The organism is Reyranella sp., assembly GCF_004297405.1.
GTDB lineage: Bacteria > Pseudomonadota > Alphaproteobacteria > Reyranellales > Reyranellaceae > Reyranella.
This window is the reverse complement of record NZ_SCVC01000040.1, coordinates 95,339-121,630: the sequence shown is the minus strand read 5'-3', so window position 1 is coordinate 121,630 and position 26,292 is coordinate 95,339. Positions and strand designations below refer to the sequence as shown.

The 26,292-nt window shown below is 64.0% G+C and carries 27 protein-coding genes; 14 read left to right on the top strand and 13 right to left on the bottom strand.

Features of this window, described 5'->3' with window-relative positions; genetic code table 11:
- Positions 1–52 precede the first annotated feature (52 nt).
- From EPO50_RS26105 to EPO50_RS26080, 6 genes are all read right to left on the bottom strand, one after another.
- Entirely contained in the window at positions 53–853 is an 801-nt protein-coding gene (locus EPO50_RS26105) for an enoyl-CoA hydratase (protein WP_296349059.1), read from the bottom strand.
- The gene (locus tag EPO50_RS26100; RefSeq protein ID WP_296349057.1) at positions 802–1,728 is read right to left on the bottom strand and encodes an alpha/beta fold hydrolase; all 927 of its coding nucleotides are present in this window, start codon (positions 1,726–1,728) and stop codon (positions 802–804) included. The genes EPO50_RS26105 and EPO50_RS26100 overlap by 52 nt, the downstream gene beginning before the upstream one ends.
- 67 nt (positions 1,729–1,795) lie before the next feature.
- On the bottom strand, positions 1,796–2,128 hold the full coding sequence (locus EPO50_RS26095; RefSeq protein WP_296349055.1) for a YnfA family protein: 333 nt from the start codon (positions 2,126–2,128) through the stop codon (positions 1,796–1,798).
- A complete protein-coding gene (locus EPO50_RS26090; RefSeq protein WP_296349053.1) occupies positions 2,125–3,030 on the bottom strand; it encodes a LysR substrate-binding domain-containing protein in 906 nt (301 codons plus the stop codon). Before EPO50_RS26090 ends, EPO50_RS26095 begins: the two co-directional genes overlap by 4 nt.
- Positions 3,031–3,055: 25 nt before the next feature.
- Positions 3,056–4,843 carry an acyl-CoA dehydrogenase C-terminal domain-containing protein gene (locus EPO50_RS26085; protein ID WP_296349052.1) on the bottom strand — a complete coding sequence of 596 codons (1,788 nt, stop codon included), beginning with the start codon at positions 4,841–4,843 and terminating at the stop codon, positions 3,056–3,058.
- A 26-nt stretch (positions 4,844–4,869) separates the two neighbouring features.
- On the bottom strand, positions 4,870–5,313 hold the full coding sequence (locus tag EPO50_RS26080; RefSeq protein ID WP_296349049.1) for a MerR family DNA-binding transcriptional regulator: 444 nt from the start codon (positions 5,311–5,313) through the stop codon (positions 4,870–4,872).
- A 68-nt stretch (positions 5,314–5,381) separates the two neighbouring features.
- On the opposite strand from EPO50_RS26080, the gene EPO50_RS26075 reads away from it, so the two are divergent.
- The 6 genes from EPO50_RS26075 (at position 5,382) to EPO50_RS26050 (ending at position 11,197) form a co-directional block, all read left to right on the top strand.
- Positions 5,382–5,906, top strand: a complete 525-nt coding sequence (locus EPO50_RS26075) for a gamma carbonic anhydrase family protein (protein WP_296349047.1) — start codon at positions 5,382–5,384, stop codon at positions 5,904–5,906.
- A 96-nt stretch (positions 5,907–6,002) separates the two neighbouring features.
- Positions 6,003–6,704: a VOC family protein gene (locus tag EPO50_RS26070; RefSeq protein WP_296349044.1), complete on the top strand. Its 702-nt coding sequence runs from the start codon at positions 6,003–6,005 to the stop codon at positions 6,702–6,704.
- A 7-nt stretch (positions 6,705–6,711) separates the two neighbouring features.
- Entirely contained in the window at positions 6,712–7,464 is a 753-nt protein-coding gene (locus EPO50_RS26065) for a DUF2272 domain-containing protein (RefSeq protein ID WP_296349042.1), read from the top strand.
- Positions 7,465–7,472: 8 nt separating this feature from the next.
- Positions 7,473–9,077: a GMC family oxidoreductase gene (locus tag EPO50_RS26060; protein ID WP_296349040.1), complete on the top strand. Its 1,605-nt coding sequence runs from the start codon at positions 7,473–7,475 to the stop codon at positions 9,075–9,077.
- A gap of 21 nt (positions 9,078–9,098) precedes the next feature.
- Complete coding sequence (locus tag EPO50_RS26055; RefSeq protein ID WP_296349038.1) at positions 9,099–10,013, top strand: hypothetical protein; 915 nt, start codon at positions 9,099–9,101, stop codon at positions 10,011–10,013.
- A complete protein-coding gene (locus tag EPO50_RS26050) occupies positions 10,010–11,197 on the top strand; it encodes a glycosyltransferase (protein ID WP_296349036.1) in 1,188 nt (395 codons plus the stop codon). The genes EPO50_RS26055 and EPO50_RS26050 overlap by 4 nt, the downstream gene beginning before the upstream one ends.
- Here EPO50_RS26050 and EPO50_RS26045 read toward each other — a convergent pair.
- The 3 genes from EPO50_RS26045 to EPO50_RS26035 form a co-directional block, all read right to left on the bottom strand.
- The gene (locus EPO50_RS26045) at positions 11,160–12,419 is read right to left on the bottom strand and encodes an HlyD family type I secretion periplasmic adaptor subunit (protein WP_296349096.1); all 1,260 of its coding nucleotides are present in this window, start codon (positions 12,417–12,419) and stop codon (positions 11,160–11,162) included. The genes EPO50_RS26050 and EPO50_RS26045 overlap by 38 nt on opposite strands.
- A gap of 41 nt (positions 12,420–12,460) precedes the next feature.
- Positions 12,461–14,233, bottom strand: coding sequence for a type I secretion system permease/ATPase (locus EPO50_RS26040; RefSeq protein WP_296349033.1), 1,773 nt, complete (start codon positions 14,231–14,233; stop codon positions 12,461–12,463).
- A gap of 154 nt (positions 14,234–14,387) precedes the next feature.
- A complete protein-coding gene (locus EPO50_RS26035) occupies positions 14,388–15,191 on the bottom strand; it encodes a DUF2272 domain-containing protein (protein ID WP_296349031.1) in 804 nt (267 codons plus the stop codon).
- A 318-nt stretch (positions 15,192–15,509) separates the two neighbouring features.
- Here EPO50_RS26035 and EPO50_RS26030 point away from each other — a divergent pair, with 318 nt between their 5' ends.
- The 4 genes from EPO50_RS26030 (at position 15,510) to ggt (ending at position 20,057) form a co-directional block, all read left to right on the top strand.
- On the top strand, positions 15,510–16,007 hold the full coding sequence (locus EPO50_RS26030) for a GNAT family N-acetyltransferase (protein ID WP_296349029.1): 498 nt from the start codon (positions 15,510–15,512) through the stop codon (positions 16,005–16,007).
- Positions 16,008–16,067: 60 nt separating this feature from the next.
- Positions 16,068–17,792, top strand: a complete 1,725-nt coding sequence (locus EPO50_RS26025; protein ID WP_296349027.1) for a long-chain fatty acid--CoA ligase — start codon at positions 16,068–16,070, stop codon at positions 17,790–17,792.
- A gap of 62 nt (positions 17,793–17,854) precedes the next feature.
- Positions 17,855–18,445 carry a hypothetical protein gene (locus EPO50_RS26020; protein ID WP_296349024.1) on the top strand — a complete coding sequence of 197 codons (591 nt, stop codon included), beginning with the start codon at positions 17,855–17,857 and terminating at the stop codon, positions 18,443–18,445.
- Positions 18,446–18,458: 13 nt separating this feature from the next.
- The gene (ggt, locus tag EPO50_RS26015; protein WP_296349021.1) at positions 18,459–20,057 is read left to right on the top strand and encodes a gamma-glutamyltransferase; all 1,599 of its coding nucleotides are present in this window, start codon (positions 18,459–18,461) and stop codon (positions 20,055–20,057) included.
- Here ggt and EPO50_RS26010 read toward each other — a convergent pair.
- The 3 genes from EPO50_RS26010 to EPO50_RS26000 form a co-directional block, all read right to left on the bottom strand.
- Positions 20,054–20,446 carry a GFA family protein gene (locus EPO50_RS26010; protein WP_296349018.1) on the bottom strand — a complete coding sequence of 131 codons (393 nt, stop codon included), beginning with the start codon at positions 20,444–20,446 and terminating at the stop codon, positions 20,054–20,056. The genes ggt and EPO50_RS26010 overlap by 4 nt on opposite strands.
- Positions 20,446–21,039, bottom strand: a complete 594-nt coding sequence (locus EPO50_RS26005; protein ID WP_296349094.1) for a GNAT family N-acetyltransferase — start codon at positions 21,037–21,039, stop codon at positions 20,446–20,448. The genes EPO50_RS26010 and EPO50_RS26005 overlap by 1 nt, the downstream gene beginning before the upstream one ends.
- Positions 21,040–21,107: 68 nt before the next feature.
- Complete coding sequence (locus tag EPO50_RS26000) at positions 21,108–21,479, bottom strand: VOC family protein (RefSeq protein WP_296349016.1); 372 nt, start codon at positions 21,477–21,479, stop codon at positions 21,108–21,110.
- Positions 21,480–21,572: 93 nt separating this feature from the next.
- Between EPO50_RS26000 and EPO50_RS25995 the strand changes: the two genes are divergently transcribed.
- On the top strand, positions 21,573–22,124 hold the full coding sequence (locus EPO50_RS25995) for an ABATE domain-containing protein (protein WP_296349014.1): 552 nt from the start codon (positions 21,573–21,575) through the stop codon (positions 22,122–22,124).
- Positions 22,125–22,184: 60 nt separating this feature from the next.
- Here the strand turns inward: EPO50_RS25995 and EPO50_RS25990 are convergent, their stop codons facing one another.
- Positions 22,185–22,481, bottom strand: coding sequence for an SCP2 sterol-binding domain-containing protein (locus tag EPO50_RS25990; protein ID WP_296349012.1), 297 nt, complete (start codon positions 22,479–22,481; stop codon positions 22,185–22,187).
- Between the two features lie 161 nt (positions 22,482–22,642).
- On the opposite strand from EPO50_RS25990, the gene EPO50_RS25985 reads away from it, so the two are divergent.
- From EPO50_RS25985 to EPO50_RS25975, 3 genes are read left to right on the top strand one after another with little or no spacing between them, the layout of a single operon-like run.
- Positions 22,643–23,506 carry an SDR family oxidoreductase gene (locus EPO50_RS25985; protein ID WP_296349010.1) on the top strand — a complete coding sequence of 288 codons (864 nt, stop codon included), beginning with the start codon at positions 22,643–22,645 and terminating at the stop codon, positions 23,504–23,506.
- Between the two features lie 5 nt (positions 23,507–23,511).
- Positions 23,512–25,128 carry an acyl-CoA carboxylase subunit beta gene (locus EPO50_RS25980; RefSeq protein WP_296349008.1) on the top strand — a complete coding sequence of 539 codons (1,617 nt, stop codon included), beginning with the start codon at positions 23,512–23,514 and terminating at the stop codon, positions 25,126–25,128.
- Between the two features lie 3 nt (positions 25,129–25,131).
- Complete coding sequence (locus EPO50_RS25975; RefSeq protein ID WP_296349006.1) at positions 25,132–26,292, top strand: acyl-CoA dehydrogenase family protein; 1,161 nt, start codon at positions 25,132–25,134, stop codon at positions 26,290–26,292.

The window sequence follows — 26,292 nt, the reverse complement described above, 5'->3', positions numbered from 1 at the left end:
TCCTCGATGCGCGTGACGCGAACGTCGCCGATCAGCCGATCCTGCATGGCCTTTACTTCCCTTTGAAGTTCGCCTTCCGCTTCTCGAGGAAGGCGTTGAGACCTTCGAAATGGTCCTCGGTCGCCGCGCAGGCGGCCAGGCCCTCGGCCTCGCGGTGTGAGTGCTCGTCCCAGGAGTTGTCGAACGAATTGCGGATCAGCTTCTTGGCGACGCCCAGTGCGAACGTCGGACCGTCGGCGAGCTTGCGGGCCATCTTCTCTGTCTCGGCGGCCAGTTGATCCTTCGGCACGATCCAGTTCAGGATATTGTTGGCCTTGGCTTCCTGGGCGGTGAAACGCTCGCCCAGCAGGGCGATTTCCAGTGCTTTCCGTTCGCCTACGACTCGCGGCAGGAAATAGGTCGCACCGCCATCAGCCGAAAGGCCGATATGGCGATAGGCCAGAGTGAAGAAGGAATCGTCGCTGGCGATGGCGAGATCGCAGTTCAGGATTAGCGACAGGCCAAAGCCTGCGGCGGCGCCCTGCACCGAGGCCAGCACCGGCTTGTTCATGCGGCGGATCTGGTAGATCGCCTGATGTGCCTTCACGACGCGCATCTCGAAGCCTGCGAGATGGGCCTCCTTCTCCGTGGTCAGGGACTTGTGGAAGCCCCTGATGTCGCCACCCGCCATGAAATGCGTGCCGGCACCGCGGATCACCACGCAACGCACCTTCGGGTCCTTCTCGAACGCCGCACTATGCTCGACCAGCAGGTCTCGCATCTCCATCGACAGCGCATTCAGCGAGTCCGGACGGTTGAGCGTCAGCCAGCCGATGCCGTCTTTGACTTCGGCGAGAACGTGCGGTGCGGACATGCGGATACTTCCTCGAGTGATGATGTCCGGCCAGTTTGCCTCAAACGATTGTCGAGCCAATCGGCAATTTCATCCCAGGCCCGTCGCGGCATCGACTTGCGGAAGAAGCCGAAGTGCCCGACCGCATCGGTTCCGAGATCGCCCGGTGCGAGATGCCGGCGCTCTATTGCAGCATTCGGATAATAGGGCCGCATCGCCTCGACGGCATCGAAAGGCGCGAGAGGATCGTCGGTGAAGCTCATCCAGCGCAGGGGAAACGTGACGTCTGCGTTGTGGGGCCTGAGCGGCGCTCCTTGTACGTCGCAAACGTAGTGGCGCGACCGGCCCCAGCGCGCCCAGCTCCGCGCCACGCCGCTCGGCAGATCGGCCGTGCCGACCCATGCGCCGGGAAAGCGCCCCGCGAGTGTGGTGAGGCCCGGGATCAGCAGCCACCACAGCGCCAACATGCGCAGGCGACGGCGCCCAGCCGGCCAATGCCGCCAATGGCCGCTCTGGCTGCAGATCAGCACGGCAGCATCGAGGCTGCCGATATTGTCGGCGAGACCCAATATCTGGCCACCCAGCGAATGGCCGATCACAGCACGCGAGGCATCCGGTGCAAGCGCCGCGAGATGGTCGATCATCGATGCCTGATCGACCCTGCCCCACTGCTCCATCGTCGCGTCGCGCGGTTTGTCCGAACCGCCGAGGCCGCGATAGTCGTAGGTCAGGACGGTGAAACCTCGATCGGCGAGATGGCGCGCGAAGGCGCCATAGAACTGGCGCGGGATTCCGGTGCCGCTGTTCAGCAGGACGGCATGGCCGTTCGGTGTGGCGGGCTCGAAGAGGCTGGCGGCGAGCTTGACGCCGTCGCGTGCGGCGAGAAGGAGATCCATGCCGCCAGTCCACCGCGACACAACGGCGGCGACAAACGCTTTGGCGGGCGCCTGCCCTGAATGGGATTCAACCCGGCGTACGGTGCGGCGCGAACAGGATGATGCCAGCGCCGATCAGACAAACCAGTGCGCCGGTGACATCCCAGCGGTCAGGTCGCGTCCCCTCGACCAGCCACAGCCAGACGAGCGTCGCGGCGATATAGACGCCGCCATAGGCGGCATAGGCACGGCCGGCGGCATCGGAATCGATGAAGGTCAGCAACCACGCAAAAAGCAGCAATGCCACAGCGCCGGGCACCACCCACCAAGCGGAAGCGCCCAGACGCAGCCACGCCCAGAACGCAAAGCAGCCGGCGATCTCAAGGAAGGCCGCACCGACATAGGCAAGGATCGATTTCATGCTGCCGCCGTCATGGCAGCGATCTCGTCGACAAGCCAGCGGCGCAGCGCTCGGATCGTCGGCACCGACCGCTCGCGCGACCGACAGACGAACCAGATATGCCCCTGCGTCGGCACCTGCGGACCGACGCGCACCAGCGCCCCTGAAGCGATCTCGCTCTCGATCAACGGATCGAAGGCCAGCGCAACGCCCAGGCCATGCATGGCCGCGCGCAATGCCGGCCCCATGCCATCGACCTGTACGCCCTTGGTACCGCCACGACGTTCGGCGAAGCCGTCGGGCGCGAGCCCAGCACCCTTCGCCCATTCGGTCCATGACATGCCGAAGGGCGAGACCCGCACGAGCGGCGCGCGCAGGAGATCGATCGGTGTCTTGAGCTTGAGACGTCGCGCCAGCGCCGGCGATGTTACCGGGACGGCCCGCAGTTCCAGAACCTTTTCGGCTGCGACGTCGGGCCAACTCCCATCGCCGTAGCGAAGCGCAACGTCGACCAGTCCCGCCTCCATGTCGGCCATGCGCGGGCTCGCCTCGACCTGCAGCTCGATGGCGGGATGAGCGTCGAGGAACTGGCCGAGCCGCGGCAGCAGCCAGTGCGAGGCGAAGATCGGCACGGCCGAGACACGCAGCCGTCGCGAGCCCTCACCCTGCTGCGCCATCGCCCGGGCCAGCTCTCCGAAGGCGCGGCCCGTCGTGCCGGCGAGTTGCCGACCAGCCGGCGCTAGCACGACGCCGCGCGGGCCTCTCTCGAACAGCTTCTCGCCGAGCTGGCGTTCCAGACCGGCGATGCGATGGCTGACCGCCGAGGCGGTGATGTGCAACTCCTCGCCTGCCGCCTTAAACGAGCCGGTGCGCGCGGCAAGCTCGAATGCCTGCAGCGCCAGCAACTCTCGTGAGGTCAGCACGGCTCGTGGGGGCGAGCCCCCTGCATCAGAAGGCCTCGGCCGGCAAAGCCATCAGGGTCGAGGCGCCCGCCTTGATCTGATGGTTGAGCGAAACTGTCTGCGGTAGCACGCGCGCCATGTAGAAACGCGCGGTGACGAGCTTGGCTTCGTAGAAGGCATTGTCGTTGCCAGCCGCCAGCCCCTTGTGAGCGGCAACCGCGATGCGGTTCCACATGAAGGCCATGGCCGTCAGGGCCATCAAGCGCAGCAGATCGCTCGCCGCGCCACCGGCCTCGTCCGGATTCTTCATGGCGTTCTGCATCAGGAAGAGCGCCGAGTCCTGCACCCGACCGAGCGCCTTCTCCAGCGGCTCGACGAACTCCTTCATCTTCTCGTCGGCCTTGTGGGTCGCAACGAAGGACGAGATCTCGCCCAGCAGGCGTTGTGCGGCGGCCCCACCCTTCATCGGCAGCTTGCGGCCGACCAGATCGAGCGCCTGGATGCCGTTGGTGCCTTCGTAGAGCTGAGTGATGCGGGCATCGCGTACGAGCTGCTCGACGCCGTTCTCGCGGATATAGCCGTGGCCGCCATAGGTCTGCACCGCGAGGTTGGCGCACTCGCTGCCCATGTCGGTGAAGTGAGCCTTGATGATCGGCGTCAGCATCTGGACGAGATCGTCGGCCGCGGCGCGCTTCTCCGCATCGGGATGGGAGTGCGCCTCGTCGATCAACATGCCGACCCACAGCGACAGCGCGCGCGCTGCCTCGGTGAACGACTTCTGGATCATCAGCATGCGCCGCACATCGGGATGCACGATGATGGGATCAGCCGGACCGCCGGCATTCTTCGGACCGGTGAGCGAGCGGCCTTGCAACCGGTCGCGCGCATAGGCGACGGCGCTCTGGTAGGAGGTCTCGGCAATGCCCAGCCCCTGCATGCCGACGCCGAGGCGCGCGGCATTCATCATCACGAACATGGCCGGCATGCCCCTGTTCAGCTCGCCGACCAGCCAGCCGGTCGCGCCGTCGAGGTTCATGACGCAAGTCGCGTTGGCCTTGATGCCCATCTTGTGCTCGACGGCGCCGCAGCGGATGCCGTTGCGCTCACCGACCGAGCCGTCAGCCTTGGGCAGGAACTTCGGTACGAGGAAGAGCGAGATGCCCTTGGTGCCACCGGGCGCATCCGGCAGACGCGCCAGCACAAGGTGGAGAATGTTCTCCGCGAGATCGTGCTCGCCGGCAGAAATGAAGATCTTGGTGCCGGTGATCTTGTAGCTGCCATCGGCCTGCGGCTCAGCGCGCGTGCGCAGCATGCCGAGATCGGTGCCGCAATGGGGCTCGGTGAGGCACATCGTGCCCGTCCACGTGCCGTCGGTGAGCTTGGGCAGGTACTTCTTCTTGAGGTCGTCCGAACCGTGGCGCGACAGCGCTTCGTAGGCGCCGTGGCTCAGCCCCGGATACATGGCGAAAGCCTGGTTCGACGCCGTGAACATCTCCTGCAGCGCGAAGCCCACCGTCGCCGGCAGGCCCTGCCCGCCGAACTCGGGATCGCAGGTCACGGCCGTCCAGCCGCCCTCGGCGAACTGCTTATAAGCTTCCTTGAAGCCCTTGGGCGTCCGCACCACGCCGTTCTCGTAGTGGCAGCCTTCCTCGTCGCCGGTGCGGTTCAGCGGGAACAGCACGTTCTCGCAAAGCTTAGCTGCTTCCTCGACGATGGCGTGGATCGTGTCGGGCGTCGCTTCCTCGTAGCCCGGCAGCTTGGCGAGCGACGAAACGTCGAGCACTTCGTTCAGAACGAACTGGATGTCTTTGATCGGGGCCTTGTAGACGGCCATTGCTTCCTCCTCAGTCGCTTTCCGGCCTAATCACTCTCAGGATCGACACCGCGCTGACGCAACTCGGCACTCACCTGATTTTCGACTTCCCTGAACTCGTTGATGTGCTGATCGAGATCGGCGCGCTTGCGCTCGAGATCGGCGATATGGAGCTGACTGCGGCGCAGGAGCTCGCGCAACTGCTGCACGCCGGTGCGGTCGACCTGGTAGAGATCGAGCAGCTCGCGGATCTCGGCGAGCGAGAAGCCCAGCCGCTTGCCGCGCAGGATCCAGCCGAGCCGCGTGCGGTCGCCGACGCTGTAGAGGCGCGTCATTCCCTGGCGACGCGGTTTGATCAGGCCCTCGTCCTCGTAGAAGCGGATCGTGCGGGGCGTGATCGCAAACTCGCGTGACAGTTCGGCGATGCTATAGATGCGCTGTGTGTCACGCGGCACGGCGCTCTTGGCGGAAGATGAGGCGGCGACGGACATGGTGACGAAGTCTTAGTTAACGTTTACGTAAACGTCAATGCAGGTTAACGTAAACGGAAGGGAGAAACATGGCCATCTATCAGTTGAACGACCGCGTCCCGGTCATCCCCAAGTCCTGCTACATCGCCGAGGAAGCCACGATCATCGGTTCGGTGATCCTGGGCGAGCGCGTGAACATCTGGTTCGGCGCGGTGCTGCGCGGCGACAACGAGCCGATCGTGATCGGCGATGACAGCAACATCCAGGAGCTCTGCGTGCTGCACACCGATCCGGGCGCTCCCCTCACCATTGGCAAGAACGTGACGGTCGGCCATCAGGTGATGCTGCACGGTTGCACAGTCGGCGACGGCTCGCTGATCGGCATCCAGTCGGTGGTCCTGAACAGATCGGTGATCGGCAAGGATTGTCTCGTCGGCGCCGGCGCCGTCGTGACCGAAGGTAAGACCTTCCCCGACCGCTCCGTGATCTTCGGCTCCCCGGCCAAGGTCGTGCGCGAGTTGAACGAGGAGAACGCCGCGCGTCTTGCGATGAGTGCGGAGAGCTACGTGCACCGCGGCCAGAACTACAAGGCGAACCTGAAGCGCATCGGGTAACGGCTTCCTTGTCGTCCTGAGCGAAGCGAAGGACCTCATCGCCGGTAGACACATCATGAGATCCTTCGCTTCGCTCAGGATGACAGAAGTACGAACATGATTACTGCGCTCGACCACCTCGTCATCGGCGGCTCCGCTGCCGTCTATGAAACCTTGCTGGGCCGCCGCGCCGTCGACGGGCGGCCGCGCACGGGCAATGTCGGGCTCACCTTCTCGCAAGGCATGGCCGGGCTTCAGTCGATGACCTTCGCGACAGCCGATCTCGGCAAGGCCGCAACCTTGCTGGAGCGGCGCGCCGTGCCCGTGACGAGCGACGGCGATGCGCTGGCGTTCGCCGGGCATGGTGTAGCGCTTAAACTCGCGACAGCTTCGGGCGACACGGCCTCACCTTTTGTCGACGACGAAGCGGCCTGCGTTTCCGGTCTCGACCATGTGGTGGTGCGCACCCCCAACCCGGAACGCGCGATCGCCTTCTATGCTGGGCGGTTGGGGCTCGATCTGCGCCTCGACCGCAGCAATCCGCGATGGGGTGCACGGCTCCTTTTCTTCCGTTGCGGCGATCTCGTCGTCGAGATCGCGCATGATCTGAAGAAGGGCGTATCGGAAGAGCCGGATCACCTCTGGGGGCTCTCCTGGCGCGTGCCCGACATTGCCAAGGCCAATGCCCGACTGAAGGCCGCCGGCATCGAGGTCTCCGAACCGCGCGATGGTCGCCGACCGGGCAGCCAGGTCTTCACTGTCAAAGATCGGACAGACGGCGTGCCCACCATCGTGATCGGTGGCATCGGTCGCTGGTAGGACCGACATGCGCTCTCTTGCAGCATTTGTTCTCCTGCTCGTCGTGGCCGCCTGCGCCGAAGCGCCGACGACGCCCAAGCGCGTGGTATCGGCTGCTGATCTGCCGCCGCTCGGCCCCTGCCCGGCCTCTTTCTGGAAACCGGAAGCGCCGCCGCCGACGGCCAGTCCCAAGACTTCGATGATCTTGCTGGCGGTCGGCGAATGGGGACGCTTCGGTAAGCAGGTCATCACCTACTCCAACGATGCGCCGCCGCGCACCGAACAGCTCGGCATCAAGGAGCGCGACGCGCCTCAACGCATCGGCGACTACTGGAACGCCGTCGATGTGCATGGCCGCACCGGCCTCAACGACATTCCATGGTCAGCCGCCTTCATCTCCTGGGACATCGAGAGCGCCGGCGTTCCGCGCGATCTCTTTTGCCCGAACCCTACCCACACAATCTATGTGGAGAGGATCGTCGAGCGCGCCAAGAAGCCGGGTGCCGCCTTCATTCCGCATGCACCGAGCGAACGAGCGCCGCAGGTCGGCGATCTTATCTGCGCGTCGCGCAACGGCAGTGGCACGACCCTGCAGAACCTCAATCGAGGCGCCGGCCATTGCGACATCGTCGTCGAGGTACGCCCCGGCCAGGCCTTCGCCATCGGCGGCAACGTGGGCGACTCCGTTACGCGCAGCGTCTTTCCACTGGACGCGAACGGCTTTTTATCGCCCTTATCCGGGCGACCATTTTTCGCCGTAATTGAAAATCGACTGCCGTAGGAAGGACCATGTCTTCGCTGTACGACTACATCATCGTGGGCGCCGGCTCGGCCGGCTGTGCGCTTGCCGCTCGGTTGGCCTGGGGTCGCCCCAAGCTCAGGATCCTGGTTCTCGAAGCCGGTGGTCCGGACAAGTCGTTCATGCTGAAGATGCCCGCCGGCTTCGCCAGTCTGGGCGAAAACTCCCCCTACAACTGGCATTACGCCACCACGCCCCAGAAGCATTGCAATAACCGGCAGATGTATTGGCCGCGTGGCAAGACTCTGGGTGGCTCCTCTTCGATCAATGCCATGCTCTACATTCGTGGGCATGCCTGGGACTACGACCAGTGGCGCCAGCTCGGCAATCAGGGCTGGAGCTACGAGGACGTCCTGCCCTACTTCAAGATGGCAGAGAACAACGAGCGCGGCGCCGATGGCTTCCACGGCAGCGGCGGCCCGCTGAACGTCGCCGACCAGGTCGACCCCAGCCCGATCAACGAAGCCTTCCTGAAAGCGGCCGAACAGGCTGGCCACAAGCGCGTCACCGATTTCAACGGTGCCGAGCAGGATGGTGTCGGTTTCTACCAGGTAACCCAAAAGGACAAGCGGCGCTGGAGTGCTGCCAGCGCCTATCTCCGGCCGGCTGTCGAGAACAGCGGCGCGCATCTGGAGGTCATCACCGGCGCGCTGACCGAGCGCATCATCTTCGACATGGGCCGCGCCATGGGCGTGCGCTACTCGTTGAACGGCCGCGACGAGGTCGCCCGCGTGACGCGAGAAGTGATTCTGTGCGGCGGCGCGGTGAACTCGCCACAGCTCCTGATGCTCTCGGGTGTCGGCCCGGCCGCTCATCTGGAGTCGGTCGGGATCAAGCCTATCCACGATCTGCCGGGCGTTGGCGGCAACCTGCAGGACCATCTCGACGCCGCGCTGCTGCAGTTCTGCAAGACGCGCGACACCTATGACACCGCTAACAAGCTGGTCTCGCTCTACCAGTATGTGATGAACAAGAAGGGCCCCGGCACATCGCCGATCGCCGAGTCCGGCGGCTTCGCCCGCACGCGCTCGGGGCTTGCCGCACCCGACATCCAGTTCCATTTCCTGCCGGTGCTCGTGGTCGATCACGGCCGCACCAAGATGAACAAGAACGGCTACAGCCTGCACATCTGCACCTTGCGGCCGGAGAGCAAGGGCACGATCCGGCTGCGCAGCAAGGATCCCAAGGAGCATCCGCTGATCGACGCGAATTATCTCGCCGAGAAGCAGGACCTCGATACGCTGATCGCAGGCGTGAAGATGGGCCGCGAGATTTTCGCCCAGTCGGGTCTCGATCCCTACCGTGCCGACGAATTCCAGCCGGGCGCAGCGGCCAAGACGGATGCCGAGATCGAGCAATGGATCCGCGCCAAGTGTGAGACGATTTATCACCCGGTCGGCACCTGCAAGATGGGGCCGGCTACTGACCCGATGGCCGTCGTCGACGACAAGCTCCTGGTGCATGGCGTGGAAGGGTTGCGGGTGGTCGATGCGTCGATCATGCCGACCCTGATCGGCGGCAATACCAACGCGCCCAGCATGATGATCGCCGAGCGCACCGCAGCGATCATGCACGAGCAGGGTCTGACCAATTAAAGCGTCGCCGGGGACGCTGCCATGAACCGCGCTGCCGACGTGGCGCATCCCCGGCGAAAAGCTGCCATCGTTGGCGCGGCGCGCGATTGCGCCAGGCACCTGCCGAGGGTCCTCGACAATCTCGAGCGAATTGCCGGAACCTACGCGGAGACGTTCTTCGTCTTCGCTGTCAGCGACTCCGCCGACGATACCTTCTCCTTGCTCGAGACGTGGCTGGCGAACGGTCGTAAAGGCCGTGTCCTCGACCTCGGCACTCTCGAGCCCACCATTCCCGTCCGATCGGCGCGCATTGCCCACGCCCGCAATGCCTGCCTGGACACCGTGCGCGGATCGATCGCTGCGGAGTACGATCATCTGATCGTGGTCGATCTCGACGACGTCCTGGATGGTGACCTTGCAATCGATGCCGTGAGGCAAGCAGCCGACTGGCTCGACGCCACGCCCGATCGTGCCGGCGTGTTCGCCAATGCAACTCCACGCTACTACGACGTCTGGGCATTGCGTCACGAGAGTTGGTGCCCGAGCGACTGTTGGCACGCGATCTGGGGACGACCGGCGCACCAGAGCTTCGAAGCCGCGAAGTTCCGCGAGGCCTTCTCCCGTCAGATCGTGCTGCCACCAACCCTGCCGCCGATCGCCGTACAATCGGCTTTCGGCGGCCTTGGCTTCTACAAGATGCGCTTCGCGGACCATGGCGCCTACAGCGGACTCGACGAGGAGGATCGCCCCGTCTCCGAGCACGTGGCCTTCAACCGTGCAATCGGCGAGGCCGGCGGCCAGCTTCACATCTTTCCATCGCTGATCGTGCAGGCGCCGCGGCAGCATCTCTACAGTGCTGACGAATTCTCCCTTCGCTGGCGTTTGCGCATGCAGGTGCGACGATTGGCTGAGCTTGTGAGACCACCCTGGCGTGTGCTGCTGCCGGATCAGCGATGAGAGCCCTCATCATCGACCCTGCCCTGCATTCGATGGGCGGCCATCACTACAACGCGACGCTTGCGCTGAAGGCGAAGTTGTCGGCGCTCGGTATCGAACATGATTGCCTCGGATCGGCCAACGCCGATGCACAGACGGTCCGCGAACTCGGCTGCGCACCTTGCTTCACCAAGTCCGTCTATGGCCGCGCCTACGAAGAACCGGAAGAGTTCGAGCAGCATGTTCAGACGAGGGTGAAGGAACTGTCAGTCGCCCTGAAGCAGCGGCCAAAGTTCGATCTCTTCATTTTGCCCTGCTGTGATCAGATCCTCGCATTTGCTTTGGCGCGATACTTTCGATTCAGGCCGGCGCCGCATCTCCTGCTCTGGGCGCTGTACGCGCCGCATCACAACAAGTCGATCGACGATCCCACGGCGACCCATCTACGGCGCGAGACACGCGAAGCCTTCGCTGCACTCCAGAGGATCGTTGGCCTCGAGCGTATCTCGGCCTTCTGCGAGACGCCGCAGATGGCAGACATCTATCGAGACCTGGCGGGCTTCGACTTCGGCGTCGCCCCGGGCCCCGGCCTGATCAGCGGAAAGCGCGTTCACCACCAAGACGGCGCCCCCATCGTGAGTTGCATCGGCTTCGCCAACGAAGCCAAGGGCTATCGGCTTCTTCCCGAGGCATTGCGCGAGGTGATCGACCGAGACCACGAAGTACGCTTCATGATCCACGGCTTCTTTCAAGGCTCCGATGCACGGGACCAGGCACCCGTCTTCGCGGCGCTCGCTGAACTGGGACCACGCGTAACCGTAAGCACGGAGGTCCTATCGCAGTCCGACTATCTTGCGTGGCTCGGCCAGGCCGATCTGGTCCTGCTGCCTTACGATCCCAAGGTCTACGAGACGCGCGGCTCGGGTGTTTTCTTCGAAGCGCGCCGCCTCGGCATTCCGGTTATTGCCACAAAGGGATGCGGCTTCGCCCAACCCGCATTCGAGGCGGGGTGGGGTGTCGAAATCCCACGGCACGATGCGTCCAGTGTCGCCGCTGCCGTGCTGCAGGCCCTGCAGAAGATCGACGACCTGACGTCACACGCCCGCACGGCGTCGACATCACACGACGACGTCGACGATATCCTGAAAACCGCCATTACGAGGATCCTCAGCGGCCGCGGAAGGCGCGGGCGAGCTGGTCAGTGAGCGGCTTCACCAGGAACGACGCGACCGTGCGCGGCGTCGTTTGAATGAACACTTCGACCGGCATGCCGGCGAGAAGCTGTAAGCCATCGAGGCGCGCAAGCTCGCCGTCGCTGACGCGGACACGCACCGAATAGTAGGGCTCGGTCGCCTTGTCGTCCTGCGCCACGTCGGCGCCGATATGGATTACCTCACCGTTCAGCTCGGGCGTCGTGCGCTGGTTGAAAGCGGCGAAGCGCAATACGGCGTGCTGGCCGATATGGATCTGGTCGATATCGTGCGGCGCCACCTTGGCCTCGATGATCAGCGCGTCCGATTGGGGCACGATCAGCATGACAGGCTCGCCCGCCTGGATGACGCCGCCTACCGTATGCACATTGCGCTGGAAGACCCGGCCATCCTGAGGCGCCACGAGGTCGATGCGCTTGAGTTGATCCTCGGCGGAAACGCGCCGCTCCGTAAGTTCGGATTTCTTGGCACGGATCTCGGCCAGCTCTTTGCCGACTTCGGTGCTGAGATCCTGGTCGATCTGATGGATCTTGAGCTCGAGCTCGGCGATACGGCCGCGGCCCTGCGCTACCGCCGCGACCAGCGATGCCCGCTCGCCTTCGAGGCGGGCAGCGTCACGTTCGAGCGCCGTGACTCTGCTGATCTGCACGAGGTTCTGCTTCCACAGCACGCGGACGCTTTCGAGCTCCTGCATCAGGAGCGTAACTTCCTTGGCCTTGGCCGCCTCCTGCGCCTGCGTGCCTTCGATCTGGAGCTGGAGCTGCTGGATCTGCTCGCGCAACTGCGCCTTCTGCCCCTCGCGCGCCGCCTTGCGCATCTCGAACAGCCGCTGCTCGCCAGACATCAGGCGCGCCACTTCGGGATCGCCCTTGCGCTCTACCATATCGGCCGGGAAGACGACCGACTTGTCGGCATCGCGTTCCGCTTCGTTGCGGGCTTGTCGTGCAATCAATTCATCGAGCGCTTTGTTGACCACGGCGAGACTCGAGCGGGCCTGCGTGCCGTCGAGCCGCACCACGACATCGCCTTGCTTGACCTGATCGCCTTCCTTGACCAGCAGCTCACCCACGACGCCGCCGGTCGGATGCTGGACTTTCTTGACGTTGCTATCGACCACCAGCTTGCCCGGGGCGATCACCGCGCCCGAGATCTGCGTCGCGGCCGCCCATCCTCCGATCCCGACCACGAGAAGGGCAACAGCGACGAAGCCCATCATCAGGGGTTTGCGTGTCGAATGCTCTAAGCGCTTCGGACCGGTCATGACGGAGCCCTTCCAGGAACGCGAAGCTGTTGTGGTGCGGTGCCCTGGGCCACTGCGGGGGCAGGGCCAGGCGCTGGCGCTGCCTTCATCGCTTCGCGCAATACGGTGTCCTTCGGGCCGAAGGCCTGCTGACGGCCACCCCGCAGGACCAGAAGACTGTCGACGCCCGCCAATGCGCTGGGACGGTGCGCGACGACGATCGCAATTCCGCCGCGGGCGCGAACGCCCATGATGGCGCGCGTGAGCGCTTCGTCACCCTCATGGTCGAGACTGGAATTGGGCTCGTCGAGCACGACGAGGAAGGGGTCGTTGTAGAGCGCGCGCGCCAGGCCAACGCGCTGCCGCTGGCCCGCCGACAAAGCCGCACCACCCTCGCCCATCTGTGTTTCGTAGCCGTTGGGCAAGCCGAGGATCAGCTCGTGCACGCCCGCAGCCTGAGCGGCCGCGATGACCTTGTCCGAAGGTGGCTCGGGATCGAGACGGGCGATGTTCTGGGCAACGGTGCCGGCGAACAGTTCCATGTCCTGAGGCAGATAGCCGACATGCTGGCCCAGCATTTCGGGCGACCATTGGTCCAGCGATGCGCCGTCGATCCGCACCTTGCCGCGCGCGATCATCCAGACACCGACGATCGACCGCACCAACGTCGATTTGCCCGACGCGCTCGGTCCGATGATGCCCAGCCCCTGCCCTGCCTTCAGGCTGAAAGCGATATCCTGGAGGACCACCGTATTGGAGCCCGGCGGCGCGACGCTGATGCCTTCGACGGCGAGCGTGTGGCGCGGCTTGGGCAGCTCCATCATTGCCGGCTCAACGGGCATGCGGGCCAGCAGGTTGTTGAGACGGCGCCAGCTCTGGCGCGCCGCAACGAAGACCCGCCATTGCGCAATCACCACCTCGACCGGCGCGAGAGCACGCGCCGACAGGATCGAGCCTGCGATGATGATGCCGGCCGAGGCCTGCTGGTGAATGACGAGATAGGCGCCCACAGCCAGCACCGCCGACTGCAACATCATGCGCAGTGCACGGGAGAGACCGCCCATGCCACCGGTAATGTCGCCGGCCTGCTGCTGCGCGGCGAGATAACGGCGGCCGGTTTCGGTCCAGAGGGCAGAAAAGCGCCCGACCATGCCCATGGCATGCAACACCTCGGTGTTGCGGCGGCTCGCCTCGGCAAGGCTGTTGCGCTGCGCGGACAGCGCAGAGGCCTCGATCGACGGCTTGCGGACCTTCACCTCGGTCAGCGCTGTAATGATGACCAGGATGATTGCACCCACTGTCGCAGTCGCGCCGATCAACGGATGGAACAGGTAGCAAATGCCGAGATAGAGCGGCAGCCAGGGTAGATCGAACAACGCGGCCGGTCCGCCGCCCGACATGAAGCCACGGATCTGATCGAGATCGCGGGCCGGTTCGAAATTGCCCATACCCGGTGCGCGCAGCGGCAACTTGATGAGGAGTTGATAGATCCGGGAATCGAGCTGGTCGGAAAAGCCGCCGGCGATGCGGATCAGCACACGGTTGCGCAGAATGTCGAGGAGGGCCTGGAAGCCGTAGAGGACGAGCGCCAACACACAGAGGCCGACCAGGGTCGGTACGCTACGGCTCGGTAGCACCCGGTCGTAGACCTGGAGCATGAAGAACGAGCCCGTCAGGTAAAGGATGTTCAGGATACCCGTGAACACCGCGACGCCGACATAAGACGACCGACAGGTCGCCAGTGCCTTCGCCAATTCCGAACGTGCATCCCCGATAACAGGAGGTCGCATTATCCCCGCCACTCAGCGTACCCTTCTCTGATCGACCCCATCACTACCGGGGATTGCCAACTCTATTACACAGCGCGCTGCCAGGGATATCGCTGGCAGTACAACTTTAAAAAATATTTCATCCAGCAGGCAACTAAGCCCGAAGGCGCAGTGGTCAGGAACGTTTCTCAACCACGACGAGCCACGACCGACCGGAAACAGGCACCAGTCGACCCCGCGAATCGACGGGATAGAGGCTCATAGCCACGCTGTTCTTCACGTTGCCGCCAATAGCCTGGACATAGCCGCCGCGTACATCGGTGACGATGTCACAGTGGTTGGCCGTATTGTCGAGGCGTCGGTGAGCCGTCCGGGGGTCGGAGTAACGCCAGGTCGGCCCGGCAGTGCCCGTACAGACGAGATCGCCAGGCTTGGGCGCGTATTCGCTGGGGGCATGAAGGCGGAAAGGTGCGCTGCGCGAGGCCCGTTCGCGATCATAGAGCGCAGACAGATAGGCGCCGTGGCGGCCGTCCCGCGGGAAGGCCGAGGCACTGTAGCCAGACCGGGCCATCACCCAGGTGACGAAGGCCCCCGACCAAGGTCTACCCGACGTCCGCCCATTCCACTCGGGCCGACCACAGGCTCCCCAATAATCGCCGACCCGGCTGGCGAGAGGCTCACTCCGCTCGGTAATGCCCGGCCGGTTGACGTAGCCACCGGCCTGCCCGCCATAGACGACTGTCGCGCGGCCGAATTTGGTCCATTCCTGCCAGGCGGTCAGGGCAACCCGGTCGCGGGGCGGACTATCAGCGTAGCCTGCGCCTGAGCGACCGGAGCTTCCGCAGCCGGCGAGCGCCAGGCAGATCAGCAGGACGACCGGAAGGATCGCTGGCAGCCGGAGACCGATCGCGTGGGAGGAATGGCGACGGGGCGACTGCCAGCAAACACAAAAGTCGACGAAGGGGCGGTCGAACTTCATGTGCAACTTGCAGGAGGAAAAATAAATGACTGTTATTATTGAATATTAAATTATCACAGAGGACGCTCAATGTCACCTCCTCATAAATTGGATGAAGTTCGTCGGCTCGAAGAGCTGGCCTTCCGCGGCTGGCCCGCACTGGAAAGCCGCGATCTCGATGGCTGGCGTCTGCGGTTCTCCAATGGCTATACAAAAAGAACCAATTCAATCAATGCATTAGAAGAGAATGCTTCAACCGACATTGAAGCTTTGGAAGCACCATATCGGGCGCGAGGCCAGCGTCCGGCCTGGCGCCTGAGCCCCCTGGCGCCAGCGGTCATGCCCGAACTGCTCGCAGCGCGCGGCTACAGCAACGTCGAACGCAGTCTCGTCCAGCGCTGTCCACTCCATGAGGGCTTCGCAACCGATCCTGTCGTCGAGATCCAGCCGCAACCGACGCCTGCCTGGATCGAGGCATTTTGTGCGCATAGTCCGGTCCGGCCGGAGCATCGCGAGACGATGGAGAGGATGCTTGCCGCCATCGCTACGCCCAAAGGCTTCGCCCTGGTCCAGCATGAGGGCCGCCCAATGGCCATGGCGATCGGCGCTGTCGACGGCGATCACATGGGCCTGTTCGATGTGCTGGTGATGCCAGAGGCGCGGCGTCAGGGACTGGCCCGTCGTGTCACGGAGAGCCTCTATGCCTGGGCGTGGCAGCAGGGCGCCCGCTACGCCTATCTGCAGGTCGTCGCTGCCAACGCAGCGGCCCTTCCCCTCTACGAGGCTCAGGGTTTCCGCACGGTTTACGCCTACACCTATTGGCTACCGCCGGCATGACCTCGCCTTGACCCTGCAGCCACCGCCCTCGCATAGTTGATGCAGGGAGGAACACAAAGAATGGCTAACTATCCTTGGGAGAAGAGCTATCCGCCGGGCGTGAAGTGGGAGCTCGAAGTACCGAACAAGACCATTCACCAGATCTTTGACGAATGCTGCGCGCAGTATGGCGCCCGGCCGTTCACTGACTTCCTCGACAAGGTAATGTCCTTCCAGGAGTACAAGGAAGCCTCCGACAAGGCGGCGGCCGGCTTTCAGAAGCTCGGCGTGAAGCCCGGCGTCAATGTCGGCCTCTATCTTCCCAACACACCGCATTACCTGATTGCCTTCTTCGGCGTGCTGAAGGCCGGCGGCAGAGTGGTGAACTATTCCCCCCTCGACGCAGCGCGCGAGCTCGAGTTCAAGATCGGCGACTCCGAAACCGACATCCTGGTGACGCTGGATGTCACCGCGCTCTATCCGAAGATGGCCGCGATGCGCGGCAAGACGCGGCTGAAGAAGCTGATCGTCGGATCGATCGCCGACTATCTGCCCTGGCCCAAGAACTGGCTCTATCCGATCGCCAAGAAGAAAGAGCTGTCTGTCTGGCCACGCGACGACTGGCACATGGCGTTCAAGGACCTCCTCGCCAACGACGGCAAATACACGCCGCACAAGCCGGCGAGCGAGAACCTCTGGGACGAAGTCGCGCTGCTGCAATACACCGGCGGCACGACCGGCTTGCCGAAGGCTGCGATGCTCACGCATGGCTGCGTCATGGCCGCGATGAGCCAGGGCCAGGCCTGGACGACGCCGTACACGACGCCCGGCACCGAGAAGGTCGTGTGCGTGCTGCCGCTGTTCCACATCTACGCCCTGTCGGGAATCATGCTGGGCGCAGTGCGCAACGGCAACCAGCTCATCCTCTATCCGCGGCCCGACATCGACATGATCGTGAACGATCTCGGCAAGAAGAAGCCGACATTCCTGCCCGGTGTGCCGACGCTCTACACCGCGATCAACAAGCATCCCAAGGCACAGGGCCTCGACCTCAAGTCGCTCAAGATCTGCATGTCGGGCGGCGCACCGCTGCCCGTCGAAGTGCAGCAGAGCTTCGAGAAGCTGACGGGCGCCACCCTGATCGAAGGCTACGGCCTCACCGAGACGTCGCCCACCGGCGCGATCTGCCCGGTCGACAAGAGCGTGCGCCGGGTCGGCTCATGCGGCGTACCGATGCCGGGCACGATCATCGAGATCCGCGACATGGAGAATCCCGACCGCGTCCTGCCGCCCGGCAAGGAGCATGTCGGCGAGGTCTGCATCATCGGCCCGCAGGTCATGAAGGGCTATTGGAAGAAGCCGGAGGAAAGCGAGAAGGTTCTGTTCCGCCATCCTGCGAGCAACTGGATGGGCCTGCGTACCGGCGATATGGGCTACATGGACGAAGCCGGTTGGCTGTTCCTTGTCGACCGTTCCAAGGACCTGATCATTTCCTCGGGCTACAACGTCTATCCGCGCATGATCGAAGAGGCCATGTACGAGCACCCGGCGGTCGACGAGTGCATCGTGATCGGCATCGCCGATCCCTATCGCCAGGAAGCGCCCAAGGTGTTCGTGAAGCTGAAGCCCGGCGCTGCGCTCACCTTCGAGGAGATGAAGACGCATCTGGCTACGCGTGTCGGCAAGCACGAAATGCCGGTCGCGCTCGAAATCCGCGCCGAACTGCCCAAGACGCCGGTTGGCAAGCTCTCCAAGAAGGAACTCAAGGAGGAAGAGCGCGCCAAGGCCCAAGCCAAGGCGGCGTAATCGGTCATCTTCTTCCCTCCCCGCCCTTCAATCGATGGGGCGGGGAGCGCTAAGATGAGAGCGTGAAGCGACGAGCAATCCTTTTTGGCGGCGCCAGCTTCGTGCTGGGGGGCTGTTTCGACCGGCCCTGCCATGAGCGTAACCCCGAGCAGAAGGCTTTCCTCGATGGGTTGCAGGCGCTGGCCAAGCCAGCGCTTGCCTCCAACAATCCGCTGCAGGTCGAAGAAGCCGCCAAGCAGAGCATTGCCCTGGCCGGAAAGACCGGTGCCTTCACCGACTGGTGCGGAACGCTGACCAAGATCGAGGGCAATGCCCAGGATGTGGCCCTCACCATCGACGTCGGCCGCCAAGTTTCGCTCTACGCATTCAACGACTGGGCCCTGGCCTTTGCCGGCTCCGTCGCCGACCTGTTCTCCACACGATCGCGTGCGACGCCGCCGCCGGGCCTTTCCGAAGCGGCCATCGCGGCGCTAAAAACCCTGCGGCTTGGCGAACGCGTGATGCTCTCCGGGCGGATGGGGGAGATCGCGGGTTCCGGCCTGTTCGACCTGTCCCGCCTCCTCGGCAAGAGTGCCGCCGAACACCGGCAGTTCCTGCAGACGCCGCGCTTTGTGGCGCGCATCGAGGCCCTCACGGCCTCGAAACAGAAGTAGAAAGGATTTCGAGGTGCCGTCTTTCACGTACGATTTTCCCTACAGCACCAAGAAGCTGCCGGTCTTCGCCGACAACGTCGTCGCCTCCTCCCAGCACCTCGCCGCCACGGCCGGCCTGCGCATGATGGCCAAGGGCGGTAATGCCGTCGACGCCGCCATCGCGAGCGCGATCGCCATCACCATCGTCGAGCCGACGATGAACGGCATCGGTGCTGACGCTTTCTGCATCCTGTGGGACGGCAAGAAGCTCGTCGGCCTCAATGCGTCGGGCCACTCGCCGGAGCTGATGACGCCCGACCAGTATGCCGGGCAGGACAAGATGCCCCATGTCGGCTGGGGCAGCGTGACGACGCCGGGCGCGGTGTCACTCTGGATGGAACTGCACAAGCGCTACGGCAAGCTGCCCTTCGCCGATCTCTTCGAGCCGGCAATCAAGTACGCGCACGACGGCTTCCGCGTTTCCTACATGGTCTCCCAACAGTGGGATCGCGCCATCGACCGGCTGAAGGGTCAGGAAAGCTGGGTGAAGGCCTTCCTGCCGAACGGTCGCGCCCCGAAGCCGGGCGAAATCTGGAAGTTTCCCGACCAGGCGAAGACGCTCACCAAGATCGCCGAAAGCAAGGGCGAGGCCTTCTATCATGGTGAACTCGCCGAGGCGATGGACCGGTATGCTCGCGAGACCGGCGGCGCGCTGCGCAAGAACGATCTTGCCTCCCACCAACCCGACTGGGTCGATCCGATCGGCCTCACCTATCGCGGCACGACGCTGCACGAGATCCCGCCGTCCGGTCAGGGCATCGCCGCCTGCATGGCGCTGGGCATCCTCGAGAACTTCGAGATTGCCGGACATGACTGCGACGGCCCTGAAGTCACGCATCTCCGTATCGAGGCGATGAAGCTCGCCTTCGCCGACATCTACCGCTACGTAGCCGATCCGCGCTTCATGGAAGTGACGCCGGCGCAGCTGCTCGACAAGCACTATCTCAAGAGCCGCGCCAAGCTGATCGATCCGAAGAAGGCCAAGGACTTCGGCCCGGGCACGCCGAGGGATGGCGGCACGATCTATCTCGGCACCGCCGATCAGTCGGGCATGATGGTGTCGCTGATCCAGTCGAACTACACGGGCTTCGGCTCCGGTGTCGTCGTCCCGGGCACGGGCATTGCGCTACAGAACCGCGCCACGGGCTTCGTCACGACCAAGGGCCATTCCAATGAAGTCGGGCCGAAGAAGCGGCCCTTCCACACGATCATCCCTGCGTTCATCACCAAGGATGGCAAGCCGGTTGCGACCTTCGGCCTGATGGGCGGCGCCATGCAGCCGCAGGGCCACATGCAGGTCTTCTCGCGCATCGTCGACTACGGCCAGAACCCGCAGGCCGCCATCGATGCACCGCGCTGGCGCGTCCACGAAACTGACGGCACGGTGTGGACCGAGGAGCATATGCCGAACGGAACGCTCGAGGGGCTGGAGACGCGTGGCCACCGGCTCACGCGCACCAAGATGCCCAGCTTCGATTTCGGCTCCAGCCAGATCATCTGGCGCTATCCCGACGGCGGCCCCTACCTTGGCGCGTCGGAAAGCCGCCGCGACGGCGCGGCTGTCGGCTTCTAGCTCGGCCGAGACTTCGGACAGACGGGAAGCTCGTCCGCGAGCTTCACCCAGGCGAGCCGTGACTCGTCGAAGGTGTGATTGATTGGCGGCACCTGCTCCGGATCTTCCAGCGAGCAGGTCGTAAGATCAATCAGATCGGGATGATGCGACGACTGGAATGTGATCTGCGTGCCGCACTTCGGGCAGAAGCTGCGCGAGGCTGCCGGCGAGGATTGGAACGTCGTCGTGTTACCGGAGATCGTCAACGACGATAGCGGTACGGTGAACCAGGCGACGAACGGCGCACCCGTCGTCCGGCGACAGATCGAGCAATGGCAGGCGGTTTCTTCGGACGGGCTGGCCGTAGTCTCGTAGCGGACAGCACCACAGAAGCAGCGGCCTTTCAGCATCACGTCCTCCGTTGCGGTTTGCGCAGCATGGGAAAGAGTTGTGGTGAAGAACCGGCCTGGATGGTGCCAAGCAGCTCGAAGCCGAGGTGCTGATAGAGCGGGACGTTCCGCGGATTGCTCGATTCGAGATAAGCGAGACTGCCGTCGCGATCGCACTCTGCCAACGCATGCCGCATGAGGGCACCGCCCAGGCCCTTACCTTGATGCATCGGATCGATGCCGATCAACGGCAGATACCAATGCGGCTCCTTGGGATGGTAGTTCCCCATCTGCTGCATCACGGTGATCGCGTCCTTGCCGATATGTTCCGGCACGGTCTCCTGCATCAGGATACCCATCGCTTCTTCATCCGGTTCGGCGCCGGGCGGCAGCCAAAGCGCCGCGCCCTTGTTGCCTTCGGTGACATGCGCCGTGCCGCGCTGGAATGCGGCACCGCCAAACGCCCGGACAAAGCGCGGGAAGCTCGCGAGATAAACCCGGGGATCAGCCCAGCTCCAGCGTGCCGCCGGATCGGTGCTGAAGGCCAGCGTTAACAGATCCGCAACATCCGCGATCTCAGCAGGCGTTGCGGACTTGACGGTGTGTGCGGTCATGGCTGCCCTGCTGGATGCGGTCGCCTTCAAGATGGTCCCGAAGGCGCCGCTTGCAAGGCAGGATCGGTTCACTTCCCGCAGTAAGCTTCGATGCGATAACCATCAGGGTCGATGGCGAAAGCCGCATAATAGTTCGGGCTGTAGTCGGCGCGGACGCCGGGCTTGCCGTTGTCCTTGCCGCCGGCCTTGAGCGCCGCCGCATGGAAAGCGTCGACCGCCTTGCGATCCTCGGCGACGAGACAGAAGTGCAGGCCCGACTCCATGTCGGCCTTCACGGGCTTGCCCGTCGCACTGATCCAGAGACCTACGGCCTTGTCGCCGTAACCCAGTGAACTCTCGCCGTCGCTCAACAGCGTGTAGCCCAATGGCTTCAACGCTGCGTCGTAGAACTTCCGGGTGCGGGCGATGTCGGCAACGCCGATGGAAACATGGTCGAACATGGCAATTCCTCCTGTTTAACTATATAACTGGTTATATGGTTAAGATGAGCCAATCGGCTTGTCAACCTGTCAACCGGTTAGTAAGTCCCGCCCATGAACCGCCCCGACCTCTGCCTGGAATTCGTGAACACCCGCTATTGGCGCGGTCAGGCGACACCGACGGAAACCCTGAACCAGCCGGAGGATCTTGCGGTTTGGAGTGCCGCCAACGGAGGTCCGAAAAGCGCAAAGCCACTCGTTCGCAAGGAGTTTGGTCAGGCAATTGAGCTGCGCGAACTGATCCACCGGCTGTTCGATGCCGAGGCGCAGGACAAGGCGCCGGCCGCGCGCGATCTCGAGGCTCTGAACCACGCACTGGCCGAGGCCCCTGCCCGCACGACCCTGCGTCGCGAGCGCGGCCTCTATGGTTGGGATGTCGATATCCGGTCGGGAACGGCGTTGGCACTGCTGGCGCCCGTGCTGTGGTCAGCGGGCGACCTGCTGGCGGGTCCGCGACTCGACCGCGTGCGCCGCTGCGCCAATCCCGAATGCGGCTGGCTCTTCTTCGACGACAGCCGCGCTGGCAAACGGCGCTGGTGCTCGATGCAAAGCTGCGGCAACCGCGCCAAGGCCAAGCGGCACTATCACAAGAGCCGAGAGGCCTGAGTCCCGCAAACAAAAAGGGCCCCGCAAGGGGCCCTGTCTGTATCGAGCTTGTCGAGCGCGTTAGCGCAGGATGCTCTGCAGCTTCATGGCGACGCCCATGTCGCCTTCGATCTTCAGCTTACCGGTCATGAACGCCGTCATGCCGTCGAGCTTGCCACCGATCAGGTCGGCAAAATCGCTGAAATCCATCTTGATGGTGCAATCGGCGGCCTTGTCGTCGTTGCTCACCGCCGGCGGATTCTGGTTACCGTCGATGTGCACGATGCCTTGATCCGTGGCGAACTTCACAGAGTTCCCGAAGGCGGACTTCTTCGAGGCCCCTTCCGTCATTTTCGCGGTGATTTCCTGCAACGTCATGGCTTGCTCCCAGGTCGAATTGCCCAATGAAATGACCTGGCCCGGCTTACTTGACCTTTACGTAAACGTCAAATACAGCCCGAGTAACGAACCGCACATCACAAGATGCTTGGATGCACCAGCGGGCGGCCGATAACTGCCGTGTCAAAGGCGGAGGAAACATGTCGTATCGCTCGGTCTTCACGCCGGGACTGTTCAACGGCCGGACCGTCATCGTGACCGGCGGCGGCAGCGGAATTGGCCGCTGCACTGCCCACGAGATCGCCGCCCTCGGCGCCCACGTCGCGATCTGCGGCCGCAAGCAGGAGAAGCTCGACACCGTTCGGGGCGAGATCGAAGCGGCTGGCGGCTCTTGCGAGACGCATGTCTTCGACATCCGCGAGGAAACCCAGGTCAAGGACGCGGTGGCCGCGATGGTCGCCAACAACGGCCGCATCCATGGCCTGTTCAACAATGCCGGCGGCCAGTTCCCCTCGCCGGCCGCGTCGCTCAGCGCTAAAGGCTTCGACGTGGTGGTGCGCAATAATCTCACCGGCGGCTTCCTGGTCAGCCGCGAAGTCTTCACTCAATCAATGCAGAACCACGGTGGCTCGATCGTCAACATGACGGCCGACTATCGCAACGGCTTTCCCAACATGGTTCATACCGGCGCCGCCCGCGCCGGCATGGCAAACCTCACCATGACGCTCGCCTACGAATGGGCGGCGGCCGGCGTGCGCGTGAATTCCGTCGCGCCGGGCTGGATCGCCTCCTCCGGCATGGACACCTATACTGGCGAGTTCAAGGAGCAGATCCCCAAGCTCAAGGGCTACTGCCCGCTCGGCCGCCTCGGTACGGAGAGCGAAGTGTCAGCCGCCGTCTGCTTCCTGTTGAGCGACGCGTCGGCCTACATCACCGGCACGGAAATCCGTATCGACGGCGGCGTGCCGCTGGCCAACCGGTCCGTCGACCTGCCCGCCACTGACAAGTCCCAGGCCTTCAACGGCTTCCACCTCGCCAAGACGCCCAAAGTGTTGGGCGGCTGAGACCCATGCCCATCATCGAAAGCCAGGTCGACCGCAACGGCGACGAGTTCAAGAAGAACCGCGAGCGCATGCTGGCGGCGATCCAGGAGTTCCGCGACGCCGAGGCGAGCGTGCAGGCCGCGTCCGAGAAGTCACGTGAGCGTTTCCGCAAACGTAAGCAGCTCATGCCGCGCGAACGCATTGCCCTGCTGCTCGATCGCGGCGCGCCATTCCTCGAACTGATGCCGCTGGCCGGCTATCGCATGCATGACGACAAGGATGGTTCGAGCGCGGGCGGCGGCTCCGTCGCCGGCATCGGCTATGTCGAGGGCGTGCGTTGCATCGTGACGGCGTCGAACTCGGCCATCAAAGGCGGCACCGTCGCGCCCTCCGGCCAGCGCAAGGGCCAGCGCGTCCAGCAGATCGTGATGGAGAATAAGCTGCCGGTTGTGAACCTGGTCGAATCCGGCGGCGCCAATCTTCTCTATCAGGCCGAGATCTTCATTCCCGGCGGCCGTGGCTTTGCCAACCAGGCGCGCATGTCGGCCCGCGGCATTCCCCAGGTGACGGTCGTGCACGGCTCGTCGACGGCCGGCGGCGCTTATCTGCCCGGCCTCTCCGACTACGTCATCATGGTGCGCAACCAGGCCAAGGTCTTCCTGGCCGGGCCGCCGCTGTTGAAGGCCGCGACCGGCGAGATCGCCACCGACGAAGATCTGGGCGGCGCGGAGATGCACGCCACTGTGTCCGGCGTTGCCGAATGGATGGCCGAGAACGATGCCGACGGCGTCCGTATGGCGCGCGACGTGATCGCCAAGTGGCACTGGAACGACAAGCTGCCGCCGAGCAAGACCAAGCCGTTCAAGGACCCGCTCTACGACATCGACGAACTCTGCGGCGTCGTCCCGCCATCGCACAAGGATCCCTACGACGTACGCGAGGTCATCGCGCGGCTGGTCGACGGTTCGGACTTCCTCGAATTCAAGGGCCTGTTCGACCAGCAGACGATCTGCGGCTGGGCCGAGATCGAGGGTGAGCCGGTGGCGCTGATCGGCAACAACGGCCCGATCACCACCAAGGGCGCCGTGAAGGCGGCCCAGTTCATCCAGCTTTGCTGCCAGCAGGGCACACCGATCGTCTATCTGCAGAACACCACCGGCTACATGGTCGGCACCGAGGCCGAGCGTGGCGGCATCGTCAAGCATGGCTCGAAGATGATCCAGGCCGTCGCCAACGCCACCGTACCGCAGATCACCATCGTGATCGGCGGTAGCTTCGGGGCCGGCAACTACGGTATGTGTGGCCGCGCCTACGATCCGCGCTTCATCTTCGCCTGGCCCAACAGCCGCACGGCGGTGATGGGCGGCGAACAGGCGGCCGGCGTCATGAAGACGGTGACGGAGCAGAAGTTCCAGCGCGAAGGCAAGGAGCCGCCGCGCGAGCAGATCGACAAGATGTTCAAGAGCATCGTCGACCAGTTCGAGCGCGAATCGACGGCGCTCTATGGCACAGCGCATCTCTGGGACGACGGCATCATCGATCCGCGCGACACGCGCCGCGTGCTCGCCTTCACCCTGTCGATTGCCCGCGAGTCGATCGTGCGGCCCCTCAATCCCATCACCTTCGGCGTCGCGAGGATGTAGCGAATGAAATTCACCCCCGAGCACGAGGCGCTGCGCCAGACCTGGAAGACGCTGATCGATCGCGAGATCAATCCTCACGTCGACGCGTGGGAGCAGGAAGGCCAATTCCCCGCCCACGAGCTTTTCAAGAAGATGGGCGATGCCGGCTTGCTCGGCGTCGACAAGCCGGTCGAATTCGGCGGCTCCGGCCTCGATTTCTCCTACGCCATGATCTGCGCGGAATCGCTCGGCATGGTGAATGGCGGCTCGATCCCCATGGCGACCGGCGTGCAGATCTCGATGGCGACACCGGCGCTCGCCCGCTACGGCAGCGACGAATTGCGCAAGGAGTTCCTGGCGCCATCGATCACCGGCGACTATGTCGCCTGCCTCGGCGTCTCGGAGACCGGCGCAGGCTCCGACGTCGCCTCGATCAAGACCACGGCACACCGCGTCGGCGGTGACTGGGTGATCAACGGCGGCAAGATGTGGACGACCAACGGCGCGCAAGCCGATTGGATGTGCCTGCTGGCCAACACTGGCGACGGCCAGGCACACAAGAATAAGTCGCTGATCGTCGTGCCGATGAAGACGAAGGGTGTCTCCATCGTGAAGAAGCTCGACAAGCTCGGCATGCGTGCCTCGGACACGGTGCAGACCTTCCTCGACGATGTCCGGGTGCCTGTGCGCTACACGATCGGCCAGCCGGGCCAGGGCTTCATCTATCAGATGCAGCAGTTCCAGGAAGAGCGGCTATGGGCGGGCGCCGGCTCCCTGATGACCTGCGAGCGGCTGATCAACGCCACCATCGAATACACCCGCGAACGCAAGGTCTTTGGCCGGCCGCTGCTGGACAACCAGGTGATCCATTTCCGCCTGGCCGAGCTCAAGAGCGAGGTCGAGGCGCTGCGATCCATCGTCTACCGCGCCTGCGAGGACTATCTCGCCGGCAAGGATGTCACGATGCTTGCCTCGATGGGCAAGCTGAAGGCCGGTCGGCTCCGCCGCGAGGTGTCGGACTCCTGCCTGCAATACTGGGGCGGCGCGGGCTATCTCTGGGACAATCCGGTGGCGCGCGGCTACCGCGACGGACGACTGGGCTCGATCGGCGGCGGCGCCGACGAAGTCATGCTTCAGATCATCTCCAAGCTGATGGGCACCCTGCCCCGATTGGGCAACCGGTAG

Excerpts from the sequence above, each read along its gene's own strand:
- EPO50_RS26105 (WP_296349059.1), bottom strand. The coding sequence starts at position 853 with ATGTCCGCACCGCACGTTCTCGCCGAAGTCAAAGACGGCATCGGCTGG.
- EPO50_RS26100 (WP_296349057.1), bottom strand. The coding sequence starts at position 1,728 with ATGGATCTCCTTCTCGCCGCACGCGACGGCGTCAAGCTCGCCGCCAGC.
- EPO50_RS26095 (WP_296349055.1), bottom strand. The coding sequence starts at position 2,128 with ATGAAATCGATCCTTGCCTATGTCGGTGCGGCCTTCCTTGAGATCGCC.
- EPO50_RS26085 (WP_296349052.1), bottom strand. The coding sequence starts at position 4,843 with ATGGCCGTCTACAAGGCCCCGATCAAAGACATCCAGTTCGTTCTGAAC.
- EPO50_RS26080 (WP_296349049.1), bottom strand. The coding sequence starts at position 5,313 with ATGTCCGTCGCCGCCTCATCTTCCGCCAAGAGCGCCGTGCCGCGTGAC.
- EPO50_RS26075 (WP_296349047.1), top strand. The coding sequence starts at position 5,382 with ATGGCCATCTATCAGTTGAACGACCGCGTCCCGGTCATCCCCAAGTCC.
- EPO50_RS26070 (WP_296349044.1), top strand. The coding sequence starts at position 6,003 with ATGATTACTGCGCTCGACCACCTCGTCATCGGCGGCTCCGCTGCCGTC.
- EPO50_RS26065 (WP_296349042.1), top strand. The coding sequence starts at position 6,712 with ATGCGCTCTCTTGCAGCATTTGTTCTCCTGCTCGTCGTGGCCGCCTGC.
- EPO50_RS26060 (WP_296349040.1), top strand. The coding sequence starts at position 7,473 with ATGTCTTCGCTGTACGACTACATCATCGTGGGCGCCGGCTCGGCCGGC.
- EPO50_RS26055 (WP_296349038.1), top strand. The coding sequence starts at position 9,099 with ATGAACCGCGCTGCCGACGTGGCGCATCCCCGGCGAAAAGCTGCCATC.
- EPO50_RS26050 (WP_296349036.1), top strand. The coding sequence starts at position 10,010 with ATGAGAGCCCTCATCATCGACCCTGCCCTGCATTCGATGGGCGGCCAT.
- EPO50_RS26045 (WP_296349096.1), bottom strand. The coding sequence starts at position 12,419 with ATGATGGGCTTCGTCGCTGTTGCCCTTCTCGTGGTCGGGATCGGAGGA.
- EPO50_RS26040 (WP_296349033.1), bottom strand. The coding sequence starts at position 14,233 with ATGCGACCTCCTGTTATCGGGGATGCACGTTCGGAATTGGCGAAGGCA.
- EPO50_RS26035 (WP_296349031.1), bottom strand. The coding sequence starts at position 15,191 with ATGAAGTTCGACCGCCCCTTCGTCGACTTTTGTGTTTGCTGGCAGTCG.
- EPO50_RS26030 (WP_296349029.1), top strand. The coding sequence starts at position 15,510 with ATGCCCGAACTGCTCGCAGCGCGCGGCTACAGCAACGTCGAACGCAGT.
- EPO50_RS26025 (WP_296349027.1), top strand. The coding sequence starts at position 16,068 with ATGGCTAACTATCCTTGGGAGAAGAGCTATCCGCCGGGCGTGAAGTGG.
- EPO50_RS26010 (WP_296349018.1), bottom strand. The coding sequence starts at position 20,446 with ATGCTGAAAGGCCGCTGCTTCTGTGGTGCTGTCCGCTACGAGACTACG.
- EPO50_RS26005 (WP_296349094.1), bottom strand. The coding sequence starts at position 21,039 with ATGACCGCACACACCGTCAAGTCCGCAACGCCTGCTGAGATCGCGGAT.
- EPO50_RS26000 (WP_296349016.1), bottom strand. The coding sequence starts at position 21,479 with ATGTTCGACCATGTTTCCATCGGCGTTGCCGACATCGCCCGCACCCGG.
- EPO50_RS25995 (WP_296349014.1), top strand. The coding sequence starts at position 21,573 with ATGAACCGCCCCGACCTCTGCCTGGAATTCGTGAACACCCGCTATTGG.
- EPO50_RS25990 (WP_296349012.1), bottom strand. The coding sequence starts at position 22,481 with ATGACGTTGCAGGAAATCACCGCGAAAATGACGGAAGGGGCCTCGAAG.
- EPO50_RS25985 (WP_296349010.1), top strand. The coding sequence starts at position 22,643 with ATGTCGTATCGCTCGGTCTTCACGCCGGGACTGTTCAACGGCCGGACC.
- EPO50_RS25980 (WP_296349008.1), top strand. The coding sequence starts at position 23,512 with ATGCCCATCATCGAAAGCCAGGTCGACCGCAACGGCGACGAGTTCAAG.
- EPO50_RS25975 (WP_296349006.1), top strand. The coding sequence starts at position 25,132 with ATGAAATTCACCCCCGAGCACGAGGCGCTGCGCCAGACCTGGAAGACG.